Annotated in this window: 25 protein-coding genes; 10 read left to right on the forward strand and 15 right to left on the reverse strand. The window is 71.8% G+C overall.

All coding sequences use genetic code 11. The features are described 5' to 3' along the window. Positions 1-5: 5 nt before the first annotated feature. From prcB to AB3M81_RS03875, 8 genes are all read right to left on the reverse strand, one after another. Positions 6-818, reverse strand: a complete 813-nt coding sequence (gene prcB, locus AB3M81_RS03840) for a proteasome subunit beta (protein WP_412903117.1) — start codon at positions 816-818, stop codon at positions 6-8. After that, positions 818-1,012, reverse strand: a complete 195-nt coding sequence (locus tag AB3M81_RS03845; protein ID WP_412902593.1) for a ubiquitin-like protein Pup — start codon at positions 1,010-1,012, stop codon at positions 818-820. Before AB3M81_RS03845 ends, prcB begins: the two co-directional genes overlap by 1 nt. Before the next feature lie 14 nt (positions 1,013-1,026). Further along, positions 1,027-2,532, reverse strand: a complete 1,506-nt coding sequence (gene dop, locus AB3M81_RS03850; protein WP_412902594.1) for a depupylase/deamidase Dop — start codon at positions 2,530-2,532, stop codon at positions 1,027-1,029. A gap of 38 nt (positions 2,533-2,570) precedes the next feature. Beyond that, positions 2,571-2,990: a VOC family protein gene (locus AB3M81_RS03855; RefSeq protein ID WP_412902595.1), complete on the reverse strand. Its 420-nt coding sequence runs from the start codon at positions 2,988-2,990 to the stop codon at positions 2,571-2,573. Between the two features lie 57 nt (positions 2,991-3,047). Further along, positions 3,048-3,500, reverse strand: coding sequence for a GNAT family N-acetyltransferase (locus tag AB3M81_RS03860; RefSeq protein WP_412902596.1), 453 nt, complete (start codon positions 3,498-3,500; stop codon positions 3,048-3,050). A 14-nt stretch (positions 3,501-3,514) separates the two neighbouring features. After that, positions 3,515-5,164, reverse strand: a complete 1,650-nt coding sequence (gene arc / locus AB3M81_RS03865; protein ID WP_412902597.1) for a proteasome ATPase — start codon at positions 5,162-5,164, stop codon at positions 3,515-3,517. A 93-nt stretch (positions 5,165-5,257) separates the two neighbouring features. Then, positions 5,258-6,139, reverse strand: coding sequence for a tRNA (adenine-N1)-methyltransferase (locus AB3M81_RS03870; RefSeq protein ID WP_412902598.1), 882 nt, complete (start codon positions 6,137-6,139; stop codon positions 5,258-5,260). Continuing rightward, a complete protein-coding gene (locus tag AB3M81_RS03875; RefSeq protein ID WP_412902599.1) occupies positions 6,136-7,050 on the reverse strand; it encodes a M50 family metallopeptidase in 915 nt (304 codons plus the stop codon). Before AB3M81_RS03875 ends, AB3M81_RS03870 begins: the two co-directional genes overlap by 4 nt. A gap of 89 nt (positions 7,051-7,139) precedes the next feature. Here AB3M81_RS03875 and AB3M81_RS03880 point away from each other — a divergent pair, with 89 nt between their 5' ends. Together AB3M81_RS03880 and AB3M81_RS03885 are read left to right on the forward strand one after the other, a co-directional pair. After that, a complete protein-coding gene (locus AB3M81_RS03880) occupies positions 7,140-7,802 on the forward strand; it encodes an AzlC family ABC transporter permease (RefSeq protein ID WP_412902600.1) in 663 nt (220 codons plus the stop codon). Further along, positions 7,799-8,107: an AzlD domain-containing protein gene (locus AB3M81_RS03885; protein WP_412902601.1), complete on the forward strand. Its 309-nt coding sequence runs from the start codon at positions 7,799-7,801 to the stop codon at positions 8,105-8,107. The genes AB3M81_RS03880 and AB3M81_RS03885 overlap by 4 nt, the downstream gene beginning before the upstream one ends. A 2-nt stretch (positions 8,108-8,109) precedes the next feature. Here AB3M81_RS03885 and AB3M81_RS03890 read toward each other — a convergent pair whose 3' ends face one another. Next, a complete protein-coding gene (locus tag AB3M81_RS03890) occupies positions 8,110-8,787 on the reverse strand; it encodes an HAD family hydrolase (protein ID WP_412902602.1) in 678 nt (225 codons plus the stop codon). Between the two features lie 61 nt (positions 8,788-8,848). Here AB3M81_RS03890 and AB3M81_RS03895 point away from each other — a divergent pair, with 61 nt between their 5' ends. Then, positions 8,849-9,262 (forward strand): GNAT family N-acetyltransferase, encoded by a 414-nt coding sequence (locus AB3M81_RS03895; protein WP_412902603.1) that lies wholly within the window; start codon positions 8,849-8,851, stop codon positions 9,260-9,262. Positions 9,263-9,275: 13 nt separating this feature from the next. Here the strand turns inward: AB3M81_RS03895 and AB3M81_RS03900 are convergent, their stop codons facing one another. Both AB3M81_RS03900 and AB3M81_RS03905 read right to left on the reverse strand, forming a co-directional pair. Further along, entirely contained in the window at positions 9,276-9,719 is a 444-nt protein-coding gene (locus AB3M81_RS03900) for a hypothetical protein (protein WP_412902604.1), read from the reverse strand. Next, complete coding sequence (locus AB3M81_RS03905) at positions 9,716-10,177, reverse strand: hypothetical protein (RefSeq protein ID WP_412902605.1); 462 nt, start codon at positions 10,175-10,177, stop codon at positions 9,716-9,718. The genes AB3M81_RS03900 and AB3M81_RS03905 overlap by 4 nt, the downstream gene beginning before the upstream one ends. 277 nt (positions 10,178-10,454) lie before the next feature. On the opposite strand from AB3M81_RS03905, the gene AB3M81_RS03910 reads away from it, so the two are divergent. After that, positions 10,455-11,108 carry a hypothetical protein gene (locus AB3M81_RS03910; RefSeq protein ID WP_412902606.1) on the forward strand — a complete coding sequence of 218 codons (654 nt, stop codon included), beginning with the start codon at positions 10,455-10,457 and terminating at the stop codon, positions 11,106-11,108. Here AB3M81_RS03910 and AB3M81_RS03915 read toward each other — a convergent pair. Then, the gene (locus AB3M81_RS03915; RefSeq protein WP_412902607.1) at positions 11,105-11,623 is read right to left on the reverse strand and encodes a 2'-5' RNA ligase family protein; all 519 of its coding nucleotides are present in this window, start codon (positions 11,621-11,623) and stop codon (positions 11,105-11,107) included. The two genes, AB3M81_RS03910 and AB3M81_RS03915, sit on opposite strands and share 4 nt — an antisense overlap. A 165-nt stretch (positions 11,624-11,788) precedes the next feature. Between AB3M81_RS03915 and AB3M81_RS03920 the strand changes: the two genes are divergently transcribed. The 3 genes from AB3M81_RS03920 to AB3M81_RS03930 are packed head-to-tail and all read left to right on the forward strand — an operon-like array spanning position 11,789 to position 15,500. Continuing rightward, positions 11,789-12,634, forward strand: coding sequence for a pseudouridine synthase (locus AB3M81_RS03920; protein WP_412903118.1), 846 nt, complete (start codon positions 11,789-11,791; stop codon positions 12,632-12,634). 49 nt (positions 12,635-12,683) lie between these two features. Continuing rightward, on the forward strand, positions 12,684-13,985 hold the full coding sequence (locus AB3M81_RS03925; protein WP_412902608.1) for an MFS transporter: 1,302 nt from the start codon (positions 12,684-12,686) through the stop codon (positions 13,983-13,985). Between the two features lie 57 nt (positions 13,986-14,042). Further along, positions 14,043-15,500: an MDR family MFS transporter gene (locus tag AB3M81_RS03930; protein ID WP_412902609.1), complete on the forward strand. Its 1,458-nt coding sequence runs from the start codon at positions 14,043-14,045 to the stop codon at positions 15,498-15,500. Here the strand turns inward: AB3M81_RS03930 and AB3M81_RS03935 are convergent. Continuing rightward, a complete protein-coding gene (locus AB3M81_RS03935) occupies positions 15,486-16,133 on the reverse strand; it encodes a phosphoribosyltransferase (RefSeq protein ID WP_412902610.1) in 648 nt (215 codons plus the stop codon). The genes AB3M81_RS03930 and AB3M81_RS03935 overlap by 15 nt on opposite strands. Before the next feature lie 14 nt (positions 16,134-16,147). Beyond that, on the reverse strand, positions 16,148-17,746 hold the full coding sequence (locus AB3M81_RS03940; RefSeq protein ID WP_412902611.1) for a hypothetical protein: 1,599 nt from the start codon (positions 17,744-17,746) through the stop codon (positions 16,148-16,150). A 231-nt stretch (positions 17,747-17,977) separates the two neighbouring features. Here AB3M81_RS03940 and metH point away from each other — a divergent pair, with 231 nt between their 5' ends. Both metH and AB3M81_RS03950 read left to right on the forward strand, forming a co-directional pair. Beyond that, entirely contained in the window at positions 17,978-21,706 is a 3,729-nt protein-coding gene (gene metH / locus AB3M81_RS03945) for a methionine synthase (protein ID WP_412902612.1), read from the forward strand. Between the two features lie 9 nt (positions 21,707-21,715). Beyond that, entirely contained in the window at positions 21,716-22,564 is an 849-nt protein-coding gene (locus AB3M81_RS03950; protein ID WP_412902613.1) for a PAC2 family protein, read from the forward strand. 107 nt (positions 22,565-22,671) lie between these two features. On the opposite strand, the gene mshC is transcribed toward AB3M81_RS03950, so the two are convergent. After that, a complete protein-coding gene (gene mshC / locus AB3M81_RS03955) occupies positions 22,672-23,892 on the reverse strand; it encodes a cysteine--1-D-myo-inosityl 2-amino-2-deoxy-alpha-D-glucopyranoside ligase (RefSeq protein WP_412902614.1) in 1,221 nt (406 codons plus the stop codon). 47 nt (positions 23,893-23,939) lie between these two features. On the opposite strand from mshC, the gene corA reads away from it, so the two are divergent. Then, positions 23,940-24,893: a magnesium/cobalt transporter CorA gene (corA, locus tag AB3M81_RS03960; RefSeq protein ID WP_412902615.1), complete on the forward strand. Its 954-nt coding sequence runs from the start codon at positions 23,940-23,942 to the stop codon at positions 24,891-24,893. Positions 24,894-24,927: the final 34 nt, after the last annotated feature.

Consider the following 24,927-nt stretch of genomic DNA (forward strand, 5'->3'; position numbering starts at 1 on the left):
GCTCCTCAGGTCAGCGGGGCGGACGGGCCGTCGGGCGACTGCATGCGCCCGCCGATGACGGCGTCGGCGACCTGCGCCGTGGCCGACTCGTCCCAGGCTCGGTAGCCGTCGGCGGTGATGACCGAGACGAGCGGGAAGATGCGGCGGGTCAGGTCGGGTCCGCCGGTGGCGGAGTCGTCGTCCGCGGCGTCGTAGAGCGCCTGGATGACGGCCGTCACGGCCTCCTGCTCGGTCATGCCGTGGCGGTAGAGCTTCTTGAGCGAGCCGCGCGCGAAGGTCGAGCCCGAGCCGACCGAGTGGAAGGTGCGCTCCTCGTTCTTGTTGCCCGTGACGTCGAAGGCGAAGATGCGGCCGACGCCGGCGTCGAGGTCGTAGGCGGCGAACAGCGGCACGACCGCGAGGCCCTGCATCGCCAGGCCGAGGTTGTTGCGGATGAGCGCCGCGAGACGGTTGGCCTTGCCGTCCGTGGACAGCGTGATGCCCTCGATCTTCTCGTAGTGCTCGAGCTCGACCTGGAACAGCCGGGTCATCTCGACCGCGATCCCCGCGGTGCCGGCGATGCCGACGCAGCTGAACTCGTCGGTGGGGAAGACCTTCTGGATGTCGCGCTGCGCGATGACGTTGCCCATCGTGGCGCGGCGGTCGCCGCCCATCACCACTCCCCCGTCGAAGGTGGCGGCGACGATCGTGGTGCCGTGCGTCACCTCCAGGCCCGGCGGGACGGACGCGGACGCCTTCGGCAGCAGGTCGGGAGCCTGGGCGGCGAGGAACTCGGTGAACGAGGAGGACCCGACGGCGCGGAACCCTCCATCGAGCATCACTGCCCGCCCTTCTGGACGAAGCTGCGCACGAACTCCTCGGCGTTCTCCTCGAGGACGTCGTCGATCTCGTCGAGGATCGAGTCGACGTCGTCGTCGAGCTTCTCCTTGCGCTCCGCGTCGACCTCGGTCGTCTCGACCTGCTCCTCGTCGACGTCGCTCTTGCGGGTCGTCCTGTGCTGTTGCTCGGCCATGTCCACCACCCTAGTCAGTTGCGCCCGGTAATGGCGCGGAAGAGCTCTGCGGCGGACCCGACGCGTCCGAACAGTCCCTCGACGTGCTCGGCGGTGCCCTTGAGGGGCTCCATCGTCGGGACGCGCTGCAGCGAGTCGAAGCCCGGCAGGTCGAAGATCACCGAGTCCCACGACGCGGCCGCGATGTCCTCGGAGAACCGAGCCAGGCAGCGCCCGCGGAAGTACGCGCGGGTGTCGTGCGGCGGCTCGGTGATCGCCTCGAGCACCGTCTCGTCGTCGAGCAGCCGCTCCATCCGGCCGCCGGCGACGAGACGGTGGTAGAGCCCGCGCTCGGGACGGATGTCGTGGTACTGCAGATCGACCAGGTGCAGCTTGGCGTGGTCCCAGTCCAGGCCGTCGCGCTCGCGGTACCGCTCGAGCAGCGCCAGCTTGGCCACCCAGTCGAGTTCGCGCACGAGGTCCATCGGATCGTCGGCCAGCCGCGTCAGGACCGACTCCCAGCGGCGCAGGACGTCACGCGTCTGCTCGTCGCCGCCCTCGCTCTCGACGAACTTCTTCGCGTGGTCGAGGTAGTGCTGCTGCAGCTCCAGGGCCGTGATGGTCCGCCCGTCCATGAGCGGCACGGCCGTGCGCAGCGTCGGGTCGTACGAGATCGTGTGCAGCGCGCGCACGGGGTCGGCGAGCTCGAGCGGCTCGGGCAGCGCGTCGGCCTCGATCATCGCCAGCACGAGCGACGTGGTGCCGTGCTTGAGGTACAGCGCGACCTCGGACATGTTCGCGTCGCCGATGATGACGTGCAGCCGGCGGTACTTCTTGGGGTCGGCGTGCGGCTCGTCGCGCGTGTTGATGATCGGGCGCTTGAGCGTGGTCTCGAGGCCGACCTCGACCTCGAAGTAGTCCGAGCGCTGGCTGATCTGGAACGCATGGACGCTGCCGTCCTGTCGCTGGCCGACGCGTCCCGACCCGGTGAAGACCTGTCGGCTGACGAAGAACGGCGTCAGCTGCTGCACGATCGACAGGAACGGCACGTCGCGGCGCATGAGGTAGTTCTCGTGCGAGCCGTAGGCGGCGCCCTTGTTGTCGACGTTGTTCTTGTAGAGCACGATCGGCCCGACGCCGGGCAGCCGGTTGGCCAGGTCCGCGCCACGGCGCATGACGTGCTCGCCGGCCTTCTCCCAGCGCACGACGTCCAGCGGGCCGGTGACCTCGGGACTGGAGTACTCGGGGTGCGCGTGGTCGACGTACAGGCGCGCGCCGTTCGTCAGGATGATGTTGGCCAGGCCCATGTCCTCGTCGGTGAGCTGCGACGGGTCCGCGACGTCACGGCCGAGGTCGAACCCGCGCGCGTCGCGCAGCGGGCTCTCCTCCTCGTAGTCCCACCGAGCACGCCGGGTCAGCCCGTTGGCCGCCGCGTACGCGTTGACGACGTGCGTGGCCGCGACCATCGGGTTGGCCTGCGGCTGGCCCTGCACGGCGATCCCGTACTCGACCTCGGACCCCTGGATGCGGTGGACGCTCACGCTGGCAACCCTACGTCGTCGCGCGAGCGGTGCCCGGGCTACGCGCTGGCCCCGGACGACTCGACGTCGACCATCCACGGCACGCCGAAGCGGTCGGTGCACATGCCGAACGCCGCCGACCAGAAGGTGGGCTCGAGCGCCATCGTGACCTCGCCGCCCTGCGCGAGGGCGTCGAACACGCGCCGCGCCGTGTCGGCGTCCGGCGCCGAGTACGAGACGCTCAAGCCCTGCTTCGGACCGCCGTCGCCCGTCGGGTCGTCCGAGCCCATGAGCAGGCCGTCGCCGACGCGCAGCGACGCGTGCATGACGAAGTCCGGCTCGGCGCCGGGCATCCGGGCCTCTTGGGGGACCTCGCTCATGCGCATGACGGCCAGCTCGCCGCCGAACACGTCGCGGTAGTGCTCGAACGCCTCGGCGCAGGTGCCGCCGCTGAAGAAGACGTACGCGTTGAATGCCATGTCGGACTCCCGGTGAAGTGTGCTGGTGACCTCAGGATGCACCCGGGGTCGGACAGTTCACAGGGTCTTGCCGAGGTGGACCGAGTCGTCGTACTCGGCGTAGAAGCCGAACGGCTCCACGTCGACATAGCCGGCCGAGCGGTAGAGGCTGATCGCCTCGGGCTGCTCGGTGCCCGTCTCCAGCACGAGCCGCGTGATGCCCTGCCGCGCGGCGCTGCGCTCCAGCTCCTCGAGGACCTGGCGCGAGTACCCCCGGCCGCGGTGCGAGTCCAGCACGAACATCCGCTTGATCTCGCCGTCGGTCCGGCCCCGGGGACCCCCGCGCCGCCAGCCGCCCATGGCGACCGGGATCTCGTCGACGTAGCCGATGAAGAAGATCCCGTTGGGGTGGTCGAACTCGTCGGGGGTCATCGGGGAGGCGTCGCCCACCTCCGAGGCGTAGCGCCGGACGTACTCGGCCTGGACCAGCTCGGTCAGCTTCACGGCGTCCGGGTGGTCGTAGCGGACCACGCGCAGCTCGAGGGTCAGAGGTACTGCCCCGTGTTCGCGACGGTGTCGATCGACCGGCCGGGCTCGTTGCCGCCCTTGCCCGTGATGAGGGTGCGGATGAACACGATGCGCTCGCCCTTCTTGCCCGAGATCCGCGCCCAGTCGTCGGGGTTGGTCGTGTTGGGCAGGTCCTCGTTCTCCTTGAACTCGTCGACGCAGGCCTGGAGCATGTGCTGGACGCGGATGCCCTTGCTGCCGTGCTCGAGGAAGTCCTTGATGGCCATCTTCTTCGCACGGTCGACGATGTTCTGGATCATCGCGCCGGAGTTGAAGTCCTTGAAGTACAGGACCTCCTTGTCGCCGCCGGCGTACGTGACCTCGAGGAACTGGTTCTCCTCGCTCTCGGTGTACATCCGCTCGACGGTGCGCTGGATCATGCCGTGGACGCACGCCTCGCGGTCGCCGCCCCACTCGCGCAGGTCGTCCTCGTGCAGCGGCAGCGACGGCGTCAGGTACTTGCTGAAGATGTCGCGCGCGCCCTCGGCGTCCGGCCGCTCGATCTTGATCTTCACGTCGAGCCGGCCGGGTCGCAGGATGGCCGGGTCGATCATGTCCTCGCGGTTGGAGGCGCCGATGACCAGGACGTTCTCGAGGCCCTCGACGCCGTCGATCTCACTGAGCAACTGCGGCACGATCGTGTTCTCGACGTCGGACGAGACGCCCGAGCCGCGCGTGCGGAACAGCGAGTCCATCTCGTCGAAGAACACGATGACGGGCGTGCCCTCGGTGGCCTTCTCGCGCGCCCGCTGGAACACGAGGCGGATGTGCCGCTCGGTCTCGCCGACGTACTTGTTCAGCAGCTCGGGGCCCTTGATGTTGAGGAAGTAGGAGCGGCCCTCCTCCCCCGTGCGCTCGCTGACCTTCTTGGCCAGGCTCGACGCGACGGCCTTGGCGATCATCGTCTTGCCGCAGCCCGGCGGGCCGTACAGCAGGATGCCCTTCGGCGGCTTGAGCTCGTGCTCGACGAAGACCTCGGGGTGCAGGTACGGCAGCTCGACGGCGTCCTTGATGATCTCCACCTGGCCGCCGAGGCCGCCGATGCTGGTGTAGTCGATGTCCGGGACCTCCTCGAGGACGAGCTCCTCGACCTCGGACTTCGGGATCCGCTCGTAGACGTAGCCGGCGCGGCTGTCGAGCAGCAGCGAGTCGCCGGCGCGCAGCTTGGCGCCCACCAGCGTGTCGGCGAGGCGCACGACGCGCTCCTCGTCGGCGTTGCCCAGGACGAGCGCGCGCTCGCCGTCGGCCATGAGCTCCTTGAGCATGACGACCTCGCCGACCTCCTCGAAGTCGAGGGCGTCGACGACGTTCATCGCCTCGTTGAGGATGACCTCCTGGCCCTTGCGCAGCGCGTCCTTGTCGACGGCGGGGCTGACGGTCACGCGCAGCTTGCGGCCGCTGGTGATGACGTCGACCGAGTCGTCCTCGTTGCGCTGCAGGAAGGTGCCGAAGCCCGTGGGCGGCTGGGCGAGCCGGTCCACCTCCTCCTTGAGGGCCACGATCTGGTCGCGCGCCTCACGCAGCGTGGAGGTCAGCCGCTCGTTCTGGGCGGCCGTGTGGGCGAGGCGGGACTCGACGTCGGCGAGGCGGGCCTCGACGTACCTGTCGGTGTGCTCATTGCCGTTCATGTGCACCTCCTGGAGGGTGATGACTCGACCCTACCCGTCACGACCGTGTGCACCACCGCATCGTGAGACGCGTCGGTTTCGATCGTGTTGCGGTCAGTCCACGTCGGCCGGGCGCGGGCCGGTGTAGTCCGGTCCGTAGGCGCCCGGGGCGGGGCGACGCGTCTTCGGCATCGGCCGCTGGCCGGGGGCCAGACGGCGTGCCGTGACCAGGAACGCGGTGTGCCCGTTCATCTTGTGGTTGGGGCGCACCGCCAGTCCCTCGAGGTGCCAGTCGCGCACGAGCGTCTCCCAGGCGTGCGGCTCGGTGAACCCCGCCGACGCGCGCAGCGACTCGACGAACCGCGAGAGCTGGGTGGTCGTGGCGACGTACCCGCACACGATGCCGCCGGGGACGAGCCGCTCGAGCGCGAGGTCGATGCAGGTCCACGGGTCGACCATGTCGAGGATGATCCGGTCGACCTCGGGACCGTCGGCGGCGTCGCGCAGGTCGCCGACCGTGAGGTCCCAGTTGTCCGGGATGGCGCCGATCGCCTGGGCGACGTTCTTGCGGGCGGTCTCGGCGAACTCCTCGCGCAGCTCGTGCGACTCGAGGCGCCCCTCGGGACCGATCGCGCGCAGCAGGTACGACGTCAGGCTGCCCGAGCCGGCGCCCGCCTCGATGACGCGCGCTCCCGGGAAGATGTCGGCCTGGACGAGGATCTGCGCCGCGTCCTTGGGGTAGATGATCGCCGCGCCGCGTGGCATCGAGACGACGTACTCGAACAGCAGCGGCCGGAAGACCTGGTACGGGAACTCCAGCGACGTCTCGACGACGATGCCCTCGGGGCGGCCGATGATGTCGTCGTGACGGATCTGGCCCTTCTTGGTGCTGAACTCCTTGCCGGCGACGAGCTGGATGTTGTGCTTGCGGCCCTTGGGGTCGGACAGGCGGATCCACTCGCCCTCTTCGAAGGGCCCGGTGCGCTGGTGATTCATCCGGCCTCACGATAGGCGCGGTCCACGGTGGCGGCGAAGAGGGTCCCCACGACCCGGCCGTCGTCGTCGACGAGAGCGTAGGAATTCGCCGGATTCTCGGCCATCGCGACGAGCAGCGCACGGCCGGTCAGGTTGACCGAGATCGGGACGGACTCCGGTGGCGGCGACTCGTGCTGCATCAGCTGGCGGGCCTCGAGCGCCCCGATGCGCGCGATCGCGACGCCGTGCCGCAGCGCGTACGAGGCGCCCTGCCACAGGAAGAACGCGACCGCGAGGACGAGCAGCGCGCGGCCCAGCGCGAAGCGGTCCTCGTCGAACAGCATCGATACGGCCAGGGCGGCGAGGCCGAGTGCGGCGAGTCGGCCGATCCATCCCGCGATGCGCACGCCCTTGGCCTCGCTGCCGGTGACGGCCCACACGATGGCCCGCAGGACGCGCCCGCCGTCGAGCGGCAGGCCCGGCAGCATGTTGAAGATCGCGATGAGGACGTTGATGAAGCCGAGCGACCAGAGCACCGAGTGCGTGGCGCCGTCCGTCGCCCGGGTTCCCCACAGGGCGGCGAGGCCCAGGACGAGCGAGCACAGCGGTCCCACGATCGAGGTCACCAGCTCCTGCCACGCGTCCCGCGAGTCGCCCTCGATGCGGGTCTCGCCGCCGAGCAGGTGCAGCTCGACCGACGGGACCGTCATCCCGAACCACCGCGCGGCGGCCAGGTGCGCGAGCTCGTGCAGGAACACCGAGAGGAACAGCGCCAGGACGAAGACGACGGACGTGAAGTAGGGGTTCGGGCCGGCGCCGAGGGACTCGAACTGGGGCGCGAACACGATGACCAGCACGATGCCGATCAGGACCAGGGACGGTCGGACGATGATGTCCGCCCCAGCGATGCGCGCCAGGCGCCAGCCACTCATGGGTACAACGTACTGGCGCGGGGCGCGGCGGTGGAGCGGTCCGGCCGGCCGAGCGCCACGCACGGCCCGGATCGTGCTAGACCATGGGGGTGATCTGGGAACGCTGGCGGCGCGGACTCGCCGTCGGCGCCGGGTTGGCGGCCGCCGCCTTCGCTCTCGCGGTGACGTTCGGCGCGTTCGCCGTGCAGGCCGGACTGCACCCCGCCCTGGCCATCGCGATGTCGGCCCTGGCGTTCTCGGGCTCCGCGCAGTTCGCCTTCGTCACCTCGCTGTCGGGCGGCGGCGGGATCGGCGCCGGATTGGGCGCGGCCACGCTGATGAACCTGCGCTTCGTGCCCATGGCCGCCGCGTGCGCCCCGGCGTTGCGCGGCGGGCGGCTGCGGCGCGGCGTCGAGGCCCAGCTGGTCGTCGACGGCTCGTGGGCCGCGGCGCAGCGGCCCGACGGCACGGTCGAGCGGGACGTGCTCGTGCCCGCCACTCTCGTGCAGTGGCCCGTCTGGGTCGGCGGCACGGCGATCGGCGCCCTCGGCGCTCCGTCGCTGGAGCTGACCCATCGGCTGGGGCTCGACGCGGTCTTTCCCGCCTTCTTCGCCGTCCTGCTGGTCGACGTGCTGCGCCAGCGGCCCGCCCTGCGCCCGCGCATCGCCGCGGGCGCGGCGGTCGCGTGCGCGAGCCTGTGGGTGGTCCCCGTCGGCGTCGCGATGCTGCTCGGCGCTCTGCCGGCGTTGCTGCGGGGCCGGAGGGGTGAGTGACCGTGCTCTGGATCGGCGTCGCGCTCCTGGCGCTCATGAACATCGCGCTCAAGGCCCTCGGGCCGGTGCTGCTCGAGCCGGACGCGACCTCTCAGCGGACGAGCGACCTGATCGACGGCGTCGGCCAGTGCCTGCTCGCATCCCTCGTCGTCGTGACGATCGTGGGCGCTTCCGGGGCGGACGCCGAGGCCGGCGTGATCGGCGGCGTGGCCGTCGCCGTCCTCCTGCGACTGGCCGGGCGGCACGAGCTGCTGTGCGTCCTCGCGGGCCTGGTCGTGACCGCCGCGGTCCGCGCGCTGGCCTGAGGTCAGGCGAGCCCGGCCAGCTTCGCCACGTCCGCGGCGCTCAGCCCGCCCAGCGTGGGCACGACGGCACGGCGGGGCGCCTCGGGGACTCCGACGGCGTGCGGCACCGCGACGACGAAGCAGCCGGCGGCGTTCGCCGACGCCGCGCCCGTGCCGGAGTCCTCGACCGCGACACAGTCGGCCGGGTCCACGCCGAGCAGCTCGGCGGCGGTCAGGTAGGGCTCGGGATGCGGCTTGCCCTGCGTGACGGAGTCGCCGGTGACGACGGCGTCGAAGCCGAGCGCCTCGACGACCGGCTCGGCGATGTAGGCGTACGACATCGTCACCAGCGCCTGCGGGACGCCGGCGGCGCGGAACTCCTCGACGAGGTCGCGGACGCCCGGCTGCCACTCCTGCTGCTCACGCAGCGCGGCGGCGACACGGCCACCGAGGAAGTCCACGATCTCCTCGGGCGTCATCGTGCCGCCGATGCGGCCCTTGATGTAGCGCGCGGCGACGAGCAGGTCGCTGCCGACGAGGTTCAGCGAGTCCTCCTCGGTCCAGACCGCGCCGTGCTGCTCGGCCAGCAGGTGCTCGCCTGCGATCCACAGCGGCTCGGTGTCGACGAGGGTGCCGTCCATGTCCCACAGGACGGCGGCGGGCAGGCGAGGGGCTTCGGGTGAGGTGTTCGGCGTGACCACCTCGTCAACTATCCCGGAGGCGGGAAAGCGCCGTGTCCCGGGGGCGTGCCAAGGTGTCCGGGTGACGGACGAGTACGAGCTGGTCGAGGGACCGCCGGCCGAGGACGACTACCTGCACCTGCGAGCGGCTTCAGGGCTGACGCCGAAGACGCCCGAGCAGGCGAGGCCGGCGCTCGCGGGCGGATGGGCCGCGTGTCACGTCGTGCACTCCCCCAGCGGGGAGACCGTCTCGATGGGACGCGTGCTCGGCGACGGCGGCTGGTACTTCCACGTGGTCGACATGGCGGTGCTGCCGGCGCACCAGCGGCGCGGCCTCGGCGACCGCGTCCTGACCCACCTGTTGCACGCCATCCGCCGGGACGCGCCGCCCGGCGCGTACGTCTCCCTCATGGCCGACCCGCCGGGCCGCCGCCTCTACGAGCGGCACGGCTTCGTCGACAGCGCGCCGCACTCCGTCGGGATGGTGCTGCGCTAGTCGTCCGTCCGTGTCACGGGTCGTCCTGGCTCGGGTCGTCCGCCTGCCTGAGGCCGGTGCGCGGGTCGTGCGCGACGATCTCGTGGGGACGCCCGCCCATCCGCGCGAGGAACTCCTCGGCGGGGCTCGGCACCTCGTGCGTCAGCCGCGGCCCGTCCGCGTCGATGATGATCGGATCGCCCACGGGATTCGTCCCGGCGTTGTACTCCTGGACCTCGAGGTCGAAGTACGAGATGGCGTCGCTGCGGGCCTTCACGCGATCCGGGTTCGTCGACAGAAACGTGCACAGGTACGCCACCGCGCCTTCCACGTGAACCTCGTAGGTGCGACCGAACACGCCGTCCCGCACGGTCACGACCGAGCCGTCTGCCGAGAGCTCCTGCCTGCCCTCGAGGACGTGAAGGACGTCCTCGAGAGTGAAGGGCACGAGCGAGTCGTCCTCGCCGTGCGGAGTCACCTCGCGGTCCCTTCCGCGGGTGTCGTCGTGGCGGTCCGCCTTCGCTCCCACCAGCGGCGCACGCTGAAGTGGATCCATGCGAGCGGCAGGCCGGCGATCACGATCAGGGCGAAGGTGAAGGCCGCCAGGCCGAGCGATTCCCGCCTCTCGGTCACGACGTCCTTGTAGACGCGCGTCCGGCCGTCCTCGACGACGCGGATGATCTCGACCCGCTCGCCGACCTCGTACCCATCGCAGGTGCCCCTCTCGACGAACTCGACCGGAAACCCCTGGGGCGGGTCGGCCGACCGCCACGTCACGTCCCACCGCGGATCGACGCCACGCGATCCGCCCACGCAGCCGTTCGGGCTGACCTCGTGCCGATCGACCACCGTCGCCGCCTCCCGATGGCCGTCATGGGACCGCATGAGCTCCCACGACGTCCCGAACCCGACCACCAACGCGAACGCCAGCGCCATCGCGAGGACCGAACGCGTGGGCCTGTCCTTAGCGGGACGCAACCGACGCCACAGGCTCAGCATCGGGGGCCACCGACGGCCCGGCACCGCGCGCGCACGAACGATGATGCGTTGGGGTACCGGAGCGGGGCCGAAGGCATCATCGTTCGTCCCTCGGGTTCCGGAGCCGGGTCTGCACGCACCGTCGCACCCTAGCCGCGTCGACGGTCGGGGTGGGCGATTCGTGCTGATGAGGCGATGCCGCACGCGGGCGGAACGCAACGGGCACCATGGGCGCATGCCCAACACGTACGAGCAGCCGGACGAGGTGAGGGTCTGGTTCCATCCCGACTACTCGAGTTGGGGCGGTCGTTGGCACGCGAGCGTCATTCCGGGCGATGACTCCCAGCGACCTGATGTGCCGCCGCTCGTGCCCTCGGTCGCGCGCATCTCGACCCAGCTGCGGGACGGCAGCGAGCACGACGGCCTGCCGGACGGGTGCCAGGCCGCCGAGGCGCCGATCGAGGCCGCTCTGGCACTGCTGGCGCGCTCCTACCGCCCGACGCACCCCGACGCGCTGGACGTCACGGCCGGGTGGGCGGACGAGTCCGACCGGCTCGCGTTCCTGGATCGGGTCGCAGCGATCGACGACGCCCTGCGACGCGCGCTCGGAGCGTCGTGGCAGGTGTCCGTGAGCCGCGAGCCCGGGGTCACCGAGGTCAGGCTGGAAGGAGAGTACGGCTGCGAGTGGCCCCTGTGGGTGCACTACGGCCTCAGCGACGACGACGATTGGCCCATGCTCTCCGACGGGGTCAGACAGCGTCTGCGGGCGTGGGCCCGGGAGGCCGAGCCCGACCGCATGGGCGACCCGGACCCGCAGGTCACGGAGCGGCTCCTGCGCGACCTCCGCGCCGAGCTGGGCGACCGCTTCGTCGTGGACGTCCGGCTCTAGGGCCGCGCCGTCGCGATGTCCTCGATGAGCTCCTGCTCGGGGTCCCACCAGCGGAGCCGGTCGCAGACCAGCTCGCGCGGGGTCTCGGTCGCCTGCAGGACCTCGAGGGCCTCGGGCAGGGAGCGCCGCGGGACGCGCCGGGCCAGGGTGACGTGCGGTGTCCACACGGGGTGCCGGACACCGGGGACCAGCGGACGCAGCAGCGCGACGACCGCCGCGAGGGCCTGATCGGGCTCGACGAGGTGGGCGATGGTCACGCGCGGACCCTCGCCGAACAGCACGAGTCCGCGGACCCCGAGACGCGACGGGAGCAGCGGGGCGATCTCGTCGCGGGCGACGGCCACCACGGTCGGGTCGATGCGGACGGCGGCGACGAGGGTCAGGTGCGGCGCGTTCGTCATCGACCTGTGGTCCGCCTGCGACGGCAGCCCCGCCGCCTTGAGTGCCGCCCACTGCGCCACGACCGCGCCCGCGGACGGGGAGTCGAAGCTGAGCTCCAGCGCTTGGTCGGGCATGGCTCGCAGGATAGGCCGGTCACCCGCTCACCACCTCGACGACACGTGGCTCGCGCCTAGGATCGACCCGTGCCGCCTCGTTCCCCGCTGCCCGCCCGCCACGGGCTCGCCGCGGCGTGGCTGCGGACACCGGATCGTGATCCGCAGGGTGCACCGTGGCCGACGATGCGCGCATGGCTGGAGCACCGGATGGCCGAGCGTGCCGACGTCGGCCGGATGCTGGCGGACGAGCGCTACGTCTACGACGACCTCTCCCCCGTGCGCGCGGACGATCCGTACACGCCGCACACGTTCGTCTGGTTCCACCGCGACCTGCGCGACGAGCCCGAGGTCCCCGGGAGGCTCGTCGTCCTGCACCGCGACGAGCGGATCGTCGTGGTCGACAAGCCCGCGTTCCTGTCGACGATCCCGCGCGGGCGTCACGTCGTGCAGAGCGTCGTCGTCCGGCTGAGGGCCGAGCTCGGCCTGCCCGAGCTGACCCCCATGCACCGTCTCGACCGCGTCACGTCCGGCGTGCTGCTGCTGGCCACCGAGCGGCGCTGGCGCGGCGCGTACCAGGGCCTGTTCGAACGCCGCGAGGTCCGCAAGACCTACCGCGCGCTCGCGCCGTGGCAGGCCTCGCTCGAGTCGCCGGTCGTCGTCAGGAACCACATCCGTAAGGACCGGGGCGCCCCCCGGGCCGAGGTCGTGCCCGGAGCGGAGGTCAACGCCGAGACCCGGATCGAGCTGGAGTCCCGCCGGGGCGACCTCGCGGTCTACCGGCTCTCCCCCACGACCGGGCGCACGCACCAGCTGCGCCTGCACCTGGCCGGCCTCGGCAGCCCGATCGTGGGCGACCCCCTCTACCCCACCGTCACCGACGTGTCGGTCGACGACTTCTCCCGGCCGCTCCAGCTGCTCGCGAGCGAGCTCGAGCTCACCGATCCCGTGGACGGGTCCGAGCGCCGATTCGTGAGCCGCCAGGAGCTCCCGTTGACCGGGGCGCCGGACACCGTCCTCCCCATCGCCTAGCCTGCGGATGCACGATGGCAGGACGAGTGGGAGGACACCGATGACGGACATGGGGACACCGGCGGGAGCCGGACCCGAGCTGGTGCGGCGTCCGCGCCGGCGCGTCCACCGCGCCTGGGCCGTCGCCGGCGTGACGTTCCTCGTGCTGCTGGCGTCCGCGGCGTTCCGGTCGAGTCTCGGCGTCCTGCTCGTGCCGATCGAGGACGACCTCGGCTGGACCCGCACGGACACGTCGATCGCCGTCTCCGTCAACCTCGTCGTCTACGGCATCGCGGCACCGTTCGCGGCCGCTCTGCTGGAGCGGATCGGGGTCCGGCGCACGGCCGTCGCCGCGCTCGTCCTCATCGCCGCCGGGTGCCTCGGCACCCTCGGGATGTCCGCGCCCTGGCAGCTGTCCGCCCTGTGGGGCGTCGTCATCGGCGTCGCGACGGGCTCGGTCGCGCTCGTGTTCGGCGCGATCGTCGCGAACCGCTGGTTCGTCGCGCGCCGCGGCCTCGTCGTCGGCCTCCTCGGTGCCGCGTGGGCCACGGGGCAGCTGATCTTCCTGCCGCTGCTCGCCGCGATCGTGGACACGTGGGGCTGGGAGGCCGCCTCGATCACGATCGCCGTCGTGTGCGTCGCGCTGGTGCCGCTCGTCGCGGGCGTCCTGCGCGACCACCCCCGCGACGTGGGGCTCGAGCCGTACGGCGGTGCCGACGAGTCCGTCACGGCCGGTGAGGTCCCGTCGGCGTGGAGTGCCGTCCTGAGCGCCCTCGTCATCCTCAAGGAGGTGGCGCTCACGCGGTCGTTCCTGCTGCTGGCGGGCACGTTCTTCGTGTGCGGCTGGACCACGAACGGCATCATCAGCAGCCACTTCGTGCCCGCCGCGCACGACCACGGCATGCCCGCCACGACCGCCGCCGGGCTCCTCGCGGTCGTGGGCGTCTTCGACATCGTCGGGACGATCGGGTCCGGCTGGCTGACGGACCGCTTCGACCCGCGCCTGCTCCTCGCCGCCTACTACACGCTGCGCGGAATGGCCCTGCTCGCCGTGCCCGCCGTCCTGGCACCCGGCGTCGAGCCGCCCCTGCTCGTGATCGTCGCGCTGTTCGGCCTCGACTGGGTCGCCACCGTCCCGCCCACCGTGATCCTGTGCCGGACCGCGTTCGGCGCGGAGCGCGGCGGCGTCGTCTTCGGCTGGGTCTTCGCCGCCCACATGATCGGCGCCGGCGTCGCGGCCGCCGCGAGCGGTGCGCTGCGGGCGGCCTCGGGCGACTACACGTCGGCCTGGCTCCTGGCCGGCGCGCTGGCGATCGCGGCCGCGGTCGGCAGCCTCGCGCTGCCGCGGAAGGAACCCGTCCCCGCCGCGTGAGAGTGGTCACTGTGACGCGTGGGAACAAGCGCGCGCCCGGCCGCGTTGTCACGCACCGTGACCACCACCACTGACGCTCCCCCCACGCCGAGCACCGACCGCGCGGGCCGCCTCATCGCGCTGCTCGTCGGCTCGGCGTTCGTCGTCATCCTCAACGAGACGATCATGAGCGTCGCCCTGCCCGAGCTCATGCGCGAGTTCGACGTCCCGGCGACGACGGCGCAGTGGCTCACGACGGCCTTCCTGCTGACGATGGCGGTGGTCATCCCCATCACGGGCTTCCTGCTGACCCGGTTCCCGCTGCGCCGCGTCTTCCTGGCGGCGATGATCTCGTTCACGGCCGGCACGCTGCTCGCCGCCCTCGCGCCGGCGTTCGGCGTCCTCATCGCGGCCCGCGCCGTCCAGGCCGTCGGCACGGCGCTCATGATGCCGCTGCTGATCACGACGATCCTCAACCTGGTCCCGGCGGACCGCCGCGGCCGCATGATGGGCACCGTCTCGATCGTCATCTCGGTCGCGCCCGCGATCGGCCCGACGATCTCGGGCATCGTGCTCGACCAGCTGGACTGGCGCTGGATGTTCTGGCTCGTCATGCCGATCGCGCTGCTCTCCCTCGGGCTGGGAGCCGCCTGGGTGCGCAACGTCACCGAGCCGGTCGACGTCCCCGTCGACGTGGTCTCGGTCGTGCTGTCCGCGCTCGCCTTCGGTGGCCTCATCTACGGGCTGAGCAGCATCGGCGAGGCCGCCGCGGGTGAGGTCCCGGTCCAGCCGTGGGTCCCCATCGTGATCGGCACCGTCGCGCTGGTCCTGTTCGTCGTGCGCCAGCTGTCGCTCAAGGAGCGCGCCCTGCTGGACCTGCGCACGTTCGCCCACCGCAGCTTCACGATCGCGGTCGTCCTGGTCGCGGTCAGCATGATGGCGCTCTTCGGCACCCTCATCCTGCTGCCGATCTACCTGCAGTCGGTGCTCGGCCTCTCGACGCTGGAGACCGGCCTGGTGCTGCTGCCGGGCGGCCTGACGATGGGCCTGCTCGCGCCGTTCGTCGGCCGGCTGTTCGACCAGCACGGCCCGCGACCGCTCGTCGCGCCCGGCGCCGCCATCACGTCGGTCGCGCTGTGGTCGATGTCGATGTTCGACAGCTCGACGAGCCAGGGACTCGTCGTCGCCGTCCACGTCGTCATGAGCGTCGGCCTCGCCCTCATGTTCACGCCGCTGCTCACCTCGGCGCTCGGCGCGCTGCCGCACCACCTCTACTCGCACGGCAGCGCCACCGTCTCGACGCTGCAGCAGGTCGCCGGCGCCGCGGGCACCGCGCTGTTCGTCACCGTCATGACGCGTCGCTCGGTCGACGAGGTCGAGTCCGGTGCGTCGCTCGTCGAGGCCACGGCCTCGGGCGTGCACGCCGCACTGTTCTACGGCGGCGTCATCTCGGCGCTGGCCGTCGTGGTCGCCCTGTTCGTCCGGGGCGCGCGCCCGGCCGTGCCCGTCGAGGAGCCGGTCTCACCCGTCGCCTGACGCGGCCAGGATCTCGGCGACCTCGGCCTCCGAGGTCGCCGTGAAGCTGCGGTACCAGCGGCCCACCGCGCCGAAGTGCTCGGGCGTGGCCAGCACGACGACCTCGTCGGCCTCACTCAGGCCGGTGACGACCTCGGACGGCGCCACCGGGGCGGCCACCACGACCCGGGCCGCGCCGCGGAGCCGGGCGACCTGCGCGGCGACCCGCGCGCTCGCCCCGGTGGCGATCCCGTCGTCGACGATCACGACCGTGCGGCCGCGGATGTCGGCCGGGGCGCGCGCCCCGCGCAGCCGCCGGAGCCGGGCGTCGAGCTCGGGCCGCTCGCGGCGCCGCACCGCCGCGACGAGGTCCGGGCCGGCCATCGCGCTCGCACCGGGCTCGAGCACCTCGCAGCCGTCCTCGCCGATCGCTCCCATCGCCAGCTCCGGCTGCCACGGGAAGCCGAGCTTGCGCACGACGATCACGTCCAGCGGCAGGCGCAGCGCACGAGCGACCTCGGCGGCGACCGGCACGCCTCCGCGCGGCAGGCCCAGGACGACCGCGTCCTCACCGCGCAGGTGCCCCAGCGCGACGGCGAGGCGACGTCCTGCCTCGGCCCGGTCCGCGAACCGCTCCTGGCGCCGCAGCCTCATCGCAGTCCCGCCGATCACAGCGGCGAGTGCACGAACGGCAGGAACCGCGTCACCCAGTCCAGCCGCTCGTCGAGCCAGCCGAGCAGGCCGAGCGAGGCGGTGATCGACGCCGGGGGCCGGCTGATGAGCGTGTCCGCGCGCAGGATCCGGTCGAAGTCGAGCTCGACCGGGTCGGCCCGCCGGCTGCCGTGACGGTCGAGGAACGTGACGCCCGCCGTGCGCATCACCCGGATGACCTCCTGCGCCATGATCGCGTAACCGATCGTCGTGGGGTGCACGCCGTCGAGGGAGAACAGCCCGCCCTCCGTGCGCCCCTGCGGCCCGGAGCGGAAGAACCGCGTGCTGGGCACCGGATCGAGCCGGCGGAGCGCCTCGGGCAGCTCGTACGGCTCCCACCACGAGGGCCGCGCCCACGGACTGTCGACGTAGCGGCGCGCCGCGAGCCGGTCGAGCAGGCCGCCCAGGTCGAACAGGTACCAGTCGAGGCCGTCCTCCCGCGCGGCGCGGACCGACGCGACGATCGTCTCGTTGTAGGCGTCGATCGCCGAGTCGATCGCGCGCACCTCCTCCTCCAGCAGGTGCGGGTCGTGCCGCGGGTCGAAGTCCTCGTCGGTCACCCACGGCCGCGTGTAGTAGGGGAAGTAGCGCGAGTCCGGGCGGACCTTCTGGTGCGTCCCCCGGGCGATCGGCGCGATCGTGACCGACGGGATCGTCGCCGCCACGACGTGCTCGGCGCGGACGGTCCGGAGCCCGGCGACGAGGTCGGCCCAGTCGGCGCGGAACGCGCTCGGCCGCCACAGGTTGCAGCCGACGCGGGCGTCGCGGCGTCCCGCGAGGGACAGCGTCGCGTAGTTGGCGGGGGTCCACGCGGTCTCGAGCGAGACGACCGATCCCAGAGCGTTGTTGGACCCCAGGACCACCACGAGCGTCTCGATCCCCTCGTCGCGCGCGAGGGCGGCCACGGAGTCGAGGACGCTGCGCCCGGGGTCCCCGCCGGAGGCGTGCCGCAGGACGGGCCACGCGGCCCGCGCCATGTGGTGCTCGACGAGCTGGTCCAGGACGTCGTCACCGGTCGGGCGCCCGAGGAGCCGCTCGATCCGGGCCTCCGTGACCACCAGCGGGTCCAGCACGTCCCACCCGTAGACCGCGGTGTTGTGGAACGGCTCGCCCGCGTCGGGCCGGCGAGCGCCCTCCCCTCGCTCCCAGTGGTCCTCGATGGCGTCCATGTGGTGGCGCAGCCACGGCGCCGCCCGGAAGCTCTCGAGGAGGTCGAGCCGGCTGCCGAACCGGCGGTCGAACTCGCGCGCCAGCCGCTCGAGGTCGACCGGGAGGCCGCCTGGGCCGGTGGGCCACTCGTACGTCGGGTAGGTGAACTCGCGGGCGCTCAGGCCCAGCTCGAAGGCGACGAGCGCGGGCCAGCTGAGGTCGGTGCGGTGGATGGCGCCGCTCATGAACCCCTGCGTGAGCGAGTCCCCCATCGTCACCAGCCGGTGACGCGGCGCGGTGGCGCGTGCCGCCGGCGTCACCGGGACGCCGAGGGTGGGATCGTCCTCGGGCCGGCGCGGCTCGTCGCGGAGCTCCACCTCGCGGGGGATCGTCTGCCGTGCCGCCATGACACCCACACCTCTCGGGCATGTCCTGTCCAGCACGCTACGCCTGCCGCACGCATCGGTCCACGGGCCGCTCGACGACGCCCGTCCACACTTCGACGGCTCCGCGATGCATCATCGTCGCTGACGTATGCTCGTGGGCATCGTTCGGAACCTTCCCGAGGCCCAGGCGAGCCCGCCGCCGGCTGGAGGTTCCCAGCATCCATCGCCGATGCCACGCCGAGGACTCCCCACATGACCGAATTCGTCCAGCAGTTCCGTCCTGACGCCACCGCCGCCCTCACGGAGGCCATGTCGCGACGGATCCTGGTGCTGGACGGCGCGATGGGCACCGCGATCCAGCGCGACCGGCCGGACGAGGCCGGGTACCGCGGCGAGCGCTTCGCGCAGTGGACGTGCGACGTGCAGGGCAACAACGACCTGCTGACGCTCACGCAGCCCGAGATCATCGCCGGGATCCACCGCGAGTACCTCGAGGCCGGCGCCGACATCATCGAGACCAACACGTTCAACGCCAACGCGATCTCGTTGCGCGACTACGACATGGTCGACCTGGCGTACGAGCTCAACCACGCCGCGGCGCAGCTGGCGCGGGAGGCGGCGGACGCCGTGGGCACTCCCGACCGCCCGCGCTACGTGGCGGGCGCCCTGGGCCCCACCACGCGCACCGCTTCGCTCTCGCCGGACGTCGAGGACCCCGGCGCCCGCAACGTCACGTGGGACGAGCTGGTCGAGGCCTACCTGACCGCCGCGCGCGGTCTCGTCGACGGCGGCGTCGACCTGCTGATGATCGAGACGATCTTCGACACGCTGAACGCCAAGGCCGCGATCTTCGCCGTCGAGACGCTGTTCGAGGAGACCGGCCGGCGCTGGCCCGTCGTCATCTCGGGCACCATCACGGATGCCTCGGGCCGCACGCTCTCGGGCCAGACCGTCGAGGCGTTCTGGCACTCGATCCGGCACGTCAAGCCGCTGCTCGTGGGCCTCAACTGCGCACTGGGCGCCGACGAGATGCGCCCGTACCTGGCCGAGCTCTCGCGGCTCGCCGACTGCCACATCTCGTGCTACCCCAACGCGGGCCTGCCCAACGCCTTCGGCGAGTACGACGAGGCGCCCGACCAGACCGCCGCCACCCTGCGCGAGTTCGCCGAGGCCGGCTTCATCAACGTGGTCGGCGGCTGCTGCGGCACCACGCCCGCGCACATCCAGCACATCGCCGGCGCGGTCGAGGGCCTGCCTCCGCGCGAGGTCCCCGAGATCGCCCCGGCGCTGCGCCTGTCCGGCCTCGAGCCGCTGACGGTCACCGAGGACTCGCTCTTCGTCAACGTCGGCGAGCGCACCAACATCACCGGCTCCGCCCGCTTCCGCAACCTCATCAAGGCCGAGGACTACCCCGCGGCCCTCGCCGTCGCGCTGCAGCAGGTCGAGAACGGCGCGCAGGTCATCGACATCAACATGGACGAGGGCATGATCGACGGCGTCGCGGCGATGGACCGCTTCTGCAAGCTGATCGCCGCCGAGCCTGACATCAGCCGCGTCCCCGTCATGGTCGACTCCTCCAAGTTCGAGGTCATCGAGACGGGCCTGAAGGCCATCCAGGGCAAGTGCATCGTCAACTCGATCTCGCTCAAGGAGGGCGAGGAGCGGTTCGTCGAGCACGCCCGCCTGTGCCGCAAGTACGGCGCGGCCGTCGTGGTCATGGGCTTCGACGAGGACGGCCAGGCCGACAACCTCGAGCGGCGCAAGGAGATCAGCTCGCGCGCCTACCGGATCCTGACCGAGGACGTCGGCTTCCCGGCCGAGGACATCATCTTCGACCCGAACGTCTTCGCGGTCGCCACGGGCATCGAGGAGCACGCGGCGTACGGCACGGACTTCATCGAGGCCACGCGCTGGATCAAGCAGAACCTGCCCGGCGCGCTCGTCTCGGGCGGCGTCTCGAACGTCTCGTTCTCGTTCCGCGGCAACAACCCGGTCCGCGAGGCGATCCACGCGGTCTTCCTGTTCCACGCCATCGAGGCGGGCATGGACATGGGCATCGTCAACGCCGGCGCCCTGGTCCCCTACGACACCGTGCCGACCGAGCTGCGCGACCGGATCGAGGACGTGATCCTCAACCGCCGTCCCGACGCGACCGAGCGCCTGCTCGAGATCGCCCAGGACTACGCCGGCACCGGCGAGAAGGCCGAGGCCGCGACGCTCGAGTGGCGCGACCTGCCGGTCGGCGAGCGCATCACCCACGCGCTCGTGAAGGGCATCGACGCGCACGTCGAGGACGACACCGAGGAGCTGCGCCAGCTCATCGCCGAGCGCGGCGGCCGGCCCATCGAGGTCATCGAGGGGCCGCTCATGGACGGCATGAACGTCGTGGGCGACCTGTTCGGCGCCGGCAAGATGTTCCTGCCCCAGGTGGTGAAGTCGGCGCGCGTCATGAAGAAGGCCGTCGCCTACCTGATCCCGTTCATCGAGGCCGAGAAGAAGCCCGGCGACGCCGAGAACACGAACGGCACCGTCGTCATGGCCACCGTCAAGGGCGACGTGCACGACATCGGCAAGAACATCGTCGGGGTCGTGCTGCAGTGCAACAACTACGAGGTGATCGACCTCGGCGTCATGGTGCCCGCGCAGAAGATCCTGGACGCGGCCAAGGAGCACGACGCCGACGTCATCGGCCTGTCGGGCCTGATCACGCCGTCGCTCGACGAGATGGAGGGCTTCGCCGCCGAGATGCAGCGCCAGGGCCTCGAGATCCCGCTGCTCATCGGCGGCGCCACCACGTCGCGGGCGCACACCGCTGTCAAGGTCGACCGCAAGTACGACGGCCCCGTCGTGTGGGTCAAGGACGCATCGCGCTCGGTGCCCGTCGTGGCCTCGCTGCTGTCGGACGAGCGCCGCCCGGCCCTCATGGCCGAGATCAAGGCGGACTACGACTCGCTGCGCGAGCGGCACGCCTCGCGTGGCGACGCCCGCACGATCCTGCCGCTCGAGGCCGCCCGCGCCGACCAGACGCCGCTCGACTGGTCCGGCTACACGCCGCCCGTCCCGGCGGCGCCGGGGATCCACGAGTTCGGCCCGTACCCCCTCGGCGAGCTGCGCGAGTACATCGACTGGCAGCCGTTCTTCAACGCGTGGGAGATGAAGGGCTCGTTCCCGGACATCCTCAACGCCCCGACCACGGGCGAGGCCGCGCGGAAGCTGTACGACGACGCCAACGAGCTGCTGGACCGGATCATCGCCGAGGACTGGCTGACGGCGCGCGGCGTCGCGGGCCTGTTCCCCGCGGCGCGTGAGGGCGACGACACGATCGTCTACGCCGACGAGTCCCGCACGACCGAGCTCACCCGGTTCCACCACCTGCGCCAGCAGACCGAGCACCGCCCGGGCGTGCCGCACCGCTCGCTCGCCGACTTCGTCGCTCCGCTCGAGACCGGCCTGCCCGACTACGTCGGCGCGTTCGCCGTCACCGCGGGCCTGGGCAGCACCGAGCGGGTCCAGGCGTTCAAGGCCGACCTCGACGACTACTCCGCGATCATGGTCGAGGCCCTCGCCGACCGCCTCGCCGAGGCGTTCGCCGAGCGGCTGCACGAGCGCGTGCGGACCGAGCTGTGGGGCTACTCCCCCGACGAGAAGCTCAGCAACACCGAGCTCATCAAGGAGAAGTACGACGGCATCCGCCCCGCGCCGGGCTACCCCGCGTGCCCCGAGCACACCGAGAAGCGCACCATCTGGGAGCTGCTCGACGTCCAGCGGCGCACCGGCATCGAGCTGACCGAGAGCATGGCCATGTGGCCGGGCGCCTCGGTGAGCGGCCTGTACTTCTCGCACCCGCAGTCGCAGTACTTCGTGCTGGGCCGCATCGGCCGCGACCAGGTGCAGGACTACGCCGAGCGCAAGGGCTGGTCGATCGACGAGGCCGAGCGGTGGCTGTCGCCGAACCTCGGCTATCGCACCGAGGATGAGTAGGCTGGCGGGGTGACCGAGCCCCTGATCCCCGCCCTGCGGAACCCGTGGATGATCGCGGCCTTCGAGGGGTGGAACGACGCGGCCGACGCCGCCACCAGCACGCTCGACCACCTGCTCGAGCAGTGGGACGCCGAGGTGTTCGCCGAGCTCGACCCGGAGGAGTTCTACGACTTCCAGGCCGTGCGCCCGGTCATCGCGCCGAACGACTCGGGACTGCGCGAGATCGTGTGGCCGACGCCCACCCTGTACGTGGCGCACCCGCCGCACCAGGACCGCGACGTGCTGCTGCTGCGCGCCGTCGAGCCGAACTACAAGTGGCAGACGTTCTGCGTGTCCGTCGTCGAGCTCGCGCGCGCCGCGGGCGTGCACGAGCTCATCACGCTGGGCGCGCTGCTGGCCGACTCGCCGCACACGCGACCCGTCCCGGTCACCGGCACCACGAACGACCCGGTCATGCTCGAGCGGCTCTCGCTCGACCAGGCCAAGTACACGGGCCCGATCGGCATCACCACGGTCCTGAGCGACGTCGCGGCCAAGGAGGGCCTCGTCACCGCCAGCATCTGGGCGGCCGTGCCGCACTACGCGGCCGAGCCGCCCTGCTACAAGGCCACGCTGGCGCTGCTCGGCGCGATCGAGGACGCGATCGGAGTCGGCCTGCCGCAGGGCGTGCTGCGCGAGATGTCCGACGCGTGGCAGCGCGGCGCCGACGAGCTCATGGAGCAGGACGAGGACCTGGCCGAGTACGTGCACTCGCTCGAGAGCGAGCGGGACGCCGGCGACCTGCCCGAGGCATCCGGCGACGCGATCGCCCGCGAGTTCGAGCGCTACCTGCGCCGCCGGCCCACCGAGGAGAGCTGACCTCGGGCCGCCGGCCCACCAGATGTGCAGCGCTGACCACTCGACTCGAGGCGCTCAGGCCGGGAACGCGTGGGTACCGCTACACATCGCGCACGCCGGAGGCGGGATCAGGCGACGCCGAGCAGGGCGTCGACGGCCGTGCGCGCCACGGCGGGCGCCTCGCCGTCCTCGCCGTCGGCGGCGGCCCAGGCGTCGACCGCCGCGAGCGCGGCCGGCGCGTCGAGGTCGTTCGCCAGCGCCTCGCGCAGCTGCTCGACGAGCACCTTCGCGGACCCGGCCAGCGGCCGCGCGAACGCCGCGCGCCAGCGGGCGAGGCGCTCCTCGGCGGCGCCGATCTCGTCGCCGAACCACTCCCAGTCCTCGCGGTAGTGGTGCGCGAGCAGCGCGAGCCGGATCGCCATCGGGTCGTGACCGGCGGCGCGCAGCCTGGAGACGAGCACGAGGTTGCCCTTCGACTTGCTCATCTTCTCGCCCTCGTAGCCGACCATGCCGGCGTGGACGTAGGCGCGCGCGAAGGCCTCGCCGGTGGCGCGCTCGGCCTCGGCGGCCGACATCTCGTGGTGCGGGAACACCAGGTCGGAGCCACCGCCCTGCACGTCGAACGCCGTGCCGAGGTGGTGCAGCGCGATCGCCGAGCACTCGATGTGCCAGCCCGGGCGGCCGCGGCCCAGCTCGGTGTCCCACGCGGGCTCGCCGGGGCGCTCGGCCTGCCAGAGCAGGCAGTCGAGCGGGTCGCGCTTGCCGGGACGGTCGGGGTCTCCCCCGCGCTCGGCGAAGAAGCGCGTCATCGTCTCGGCGTCGTAGCCCGAGACCTCGCCGAAGCCGGCGGCCGACCGGACCTCGAAGTACAGGTCGTCGTCGACGCGGTAGACCGAGCCGGTCTCCTCCAGGCGCTTGATCATGTCGACGACGAGCGGGATGGACTCGACGGCGCCGACGTAGTGCTCGGGCGGCAGCATGCGCAGCGCGGTCATGTCCTCGCGGAACAGCTGGGTCTCGCGCTCGGCCAACTCGACCCAGTCGACGCCGGTCGCCGTGGCGCGCTCGAGCAGCGGGTCGTCGACATCCGTCACGTTCTGCGTGTAGTGCACCTCGACGCCGTGGTCGAGCCAGGCGCGCTGCAGCAGGTCGAACGTCAGGTACGTGTTCGCGTGGCCCAGGTGGGTCGCGTCGTAGGGCGTGATGCCGCAGACGTAGAGGCGCGCTGCGCCCTCGGGATCGGTCGGGACGACGTCCCCACGGGAGGTGTCGTGGATCCGGACGACGGGTCCGGTGCCGAGTCCGGCGTCCACGAGACGAGGGATCGACGGGCGCGGCCAACTCTGCATGTCGTCGAGCCTATCGGCAGGCCGGAAGCCACAATGAGCAGGTGATCATGGATTGCGCGGTCTACGTCGACGGTGCGCGACGCGACACCGCTCCCGAGCCCGAGGAGCTGGACGAGCGCCTCGCCGAGCTGAGCGGCAACGACTTCCTCTGGATCGGCGTCAACAACCCGACGCACGACGAGATGGAGCGCATCGGCGCCGCCCTGGGCATGCACCCGCTCGCCGTGGAGGACACGCTCAGCCCGCACCAGCGGCCCAAGGTCGAGCGCTACCCCGACCACGTGTTCCTCTCGGTGCGCAGCGTCTCGTACAGCGACGACGACATCACCACGAACGAGGTCAACGTGTGCCTCGGCGAGAACTTCCTGCTCACGGTGCGGCACGGCGGTCCCTCGCTCGTGGACGCGCGCCACCGCGCCGAGCTCGCACCGCAGCGGCTCGCCCAGGGACCCATCACGGCGCTGCACGCCGTCGTGGACACGATCGTCGACCGGTACGAGGACGCCGCCGCCGAGCTGGTGAACGACGTCGAGGAGGTCGAGGCGTCCGTCTTCTCGGCCGACCGCACCCGCGACTCCCAGCGCATCTACCGCCTCAAGCGCGAGACCCTCGAGTTCCGGCACGCCGTCGCCCCGCTGCGCGACCCGATCGTCCGCTTCTCGCAGGTCGCGGACCCGGCCGAGCTGCGCCCCTACTTCCGCGACATCGCCGACCACCTCCAGCGCGCCGCGGACGCCATCGACTCGATCGACAGCCTGCTGTCCAACGCGCTCAACGCCCACCTGGCGCAGCTGAGCGTCCAGCAGAACGAGGACATGCGCAAGCTCACCGCCGGCGCCACGCTCTTCGCCATCCCGACGGCCGTCGCCGGCATCTACGGCATGAACTTCGAGCACATGCCCGAGCTGACGTGGACGTACGGCTACCCCGCCTGCCTCGCCGCCATGGGCATCGCCTGCTTCCTCGTCTACCGGCGGTTCAAGAGGTCCGGCTGGCTCTGAACGACGAAGCGAGCGGATCTTGTACCGCCCAGGC

The organism is Aeromicrobium jepli (genome assembly GCF_047246605.1).
Taxonomy (GTDB): domain Bacteria; phylum Actinomycetota; class Actinomycetes; order Propionibacteriales; family Nocardioidaceae; genus Aeromicrobium.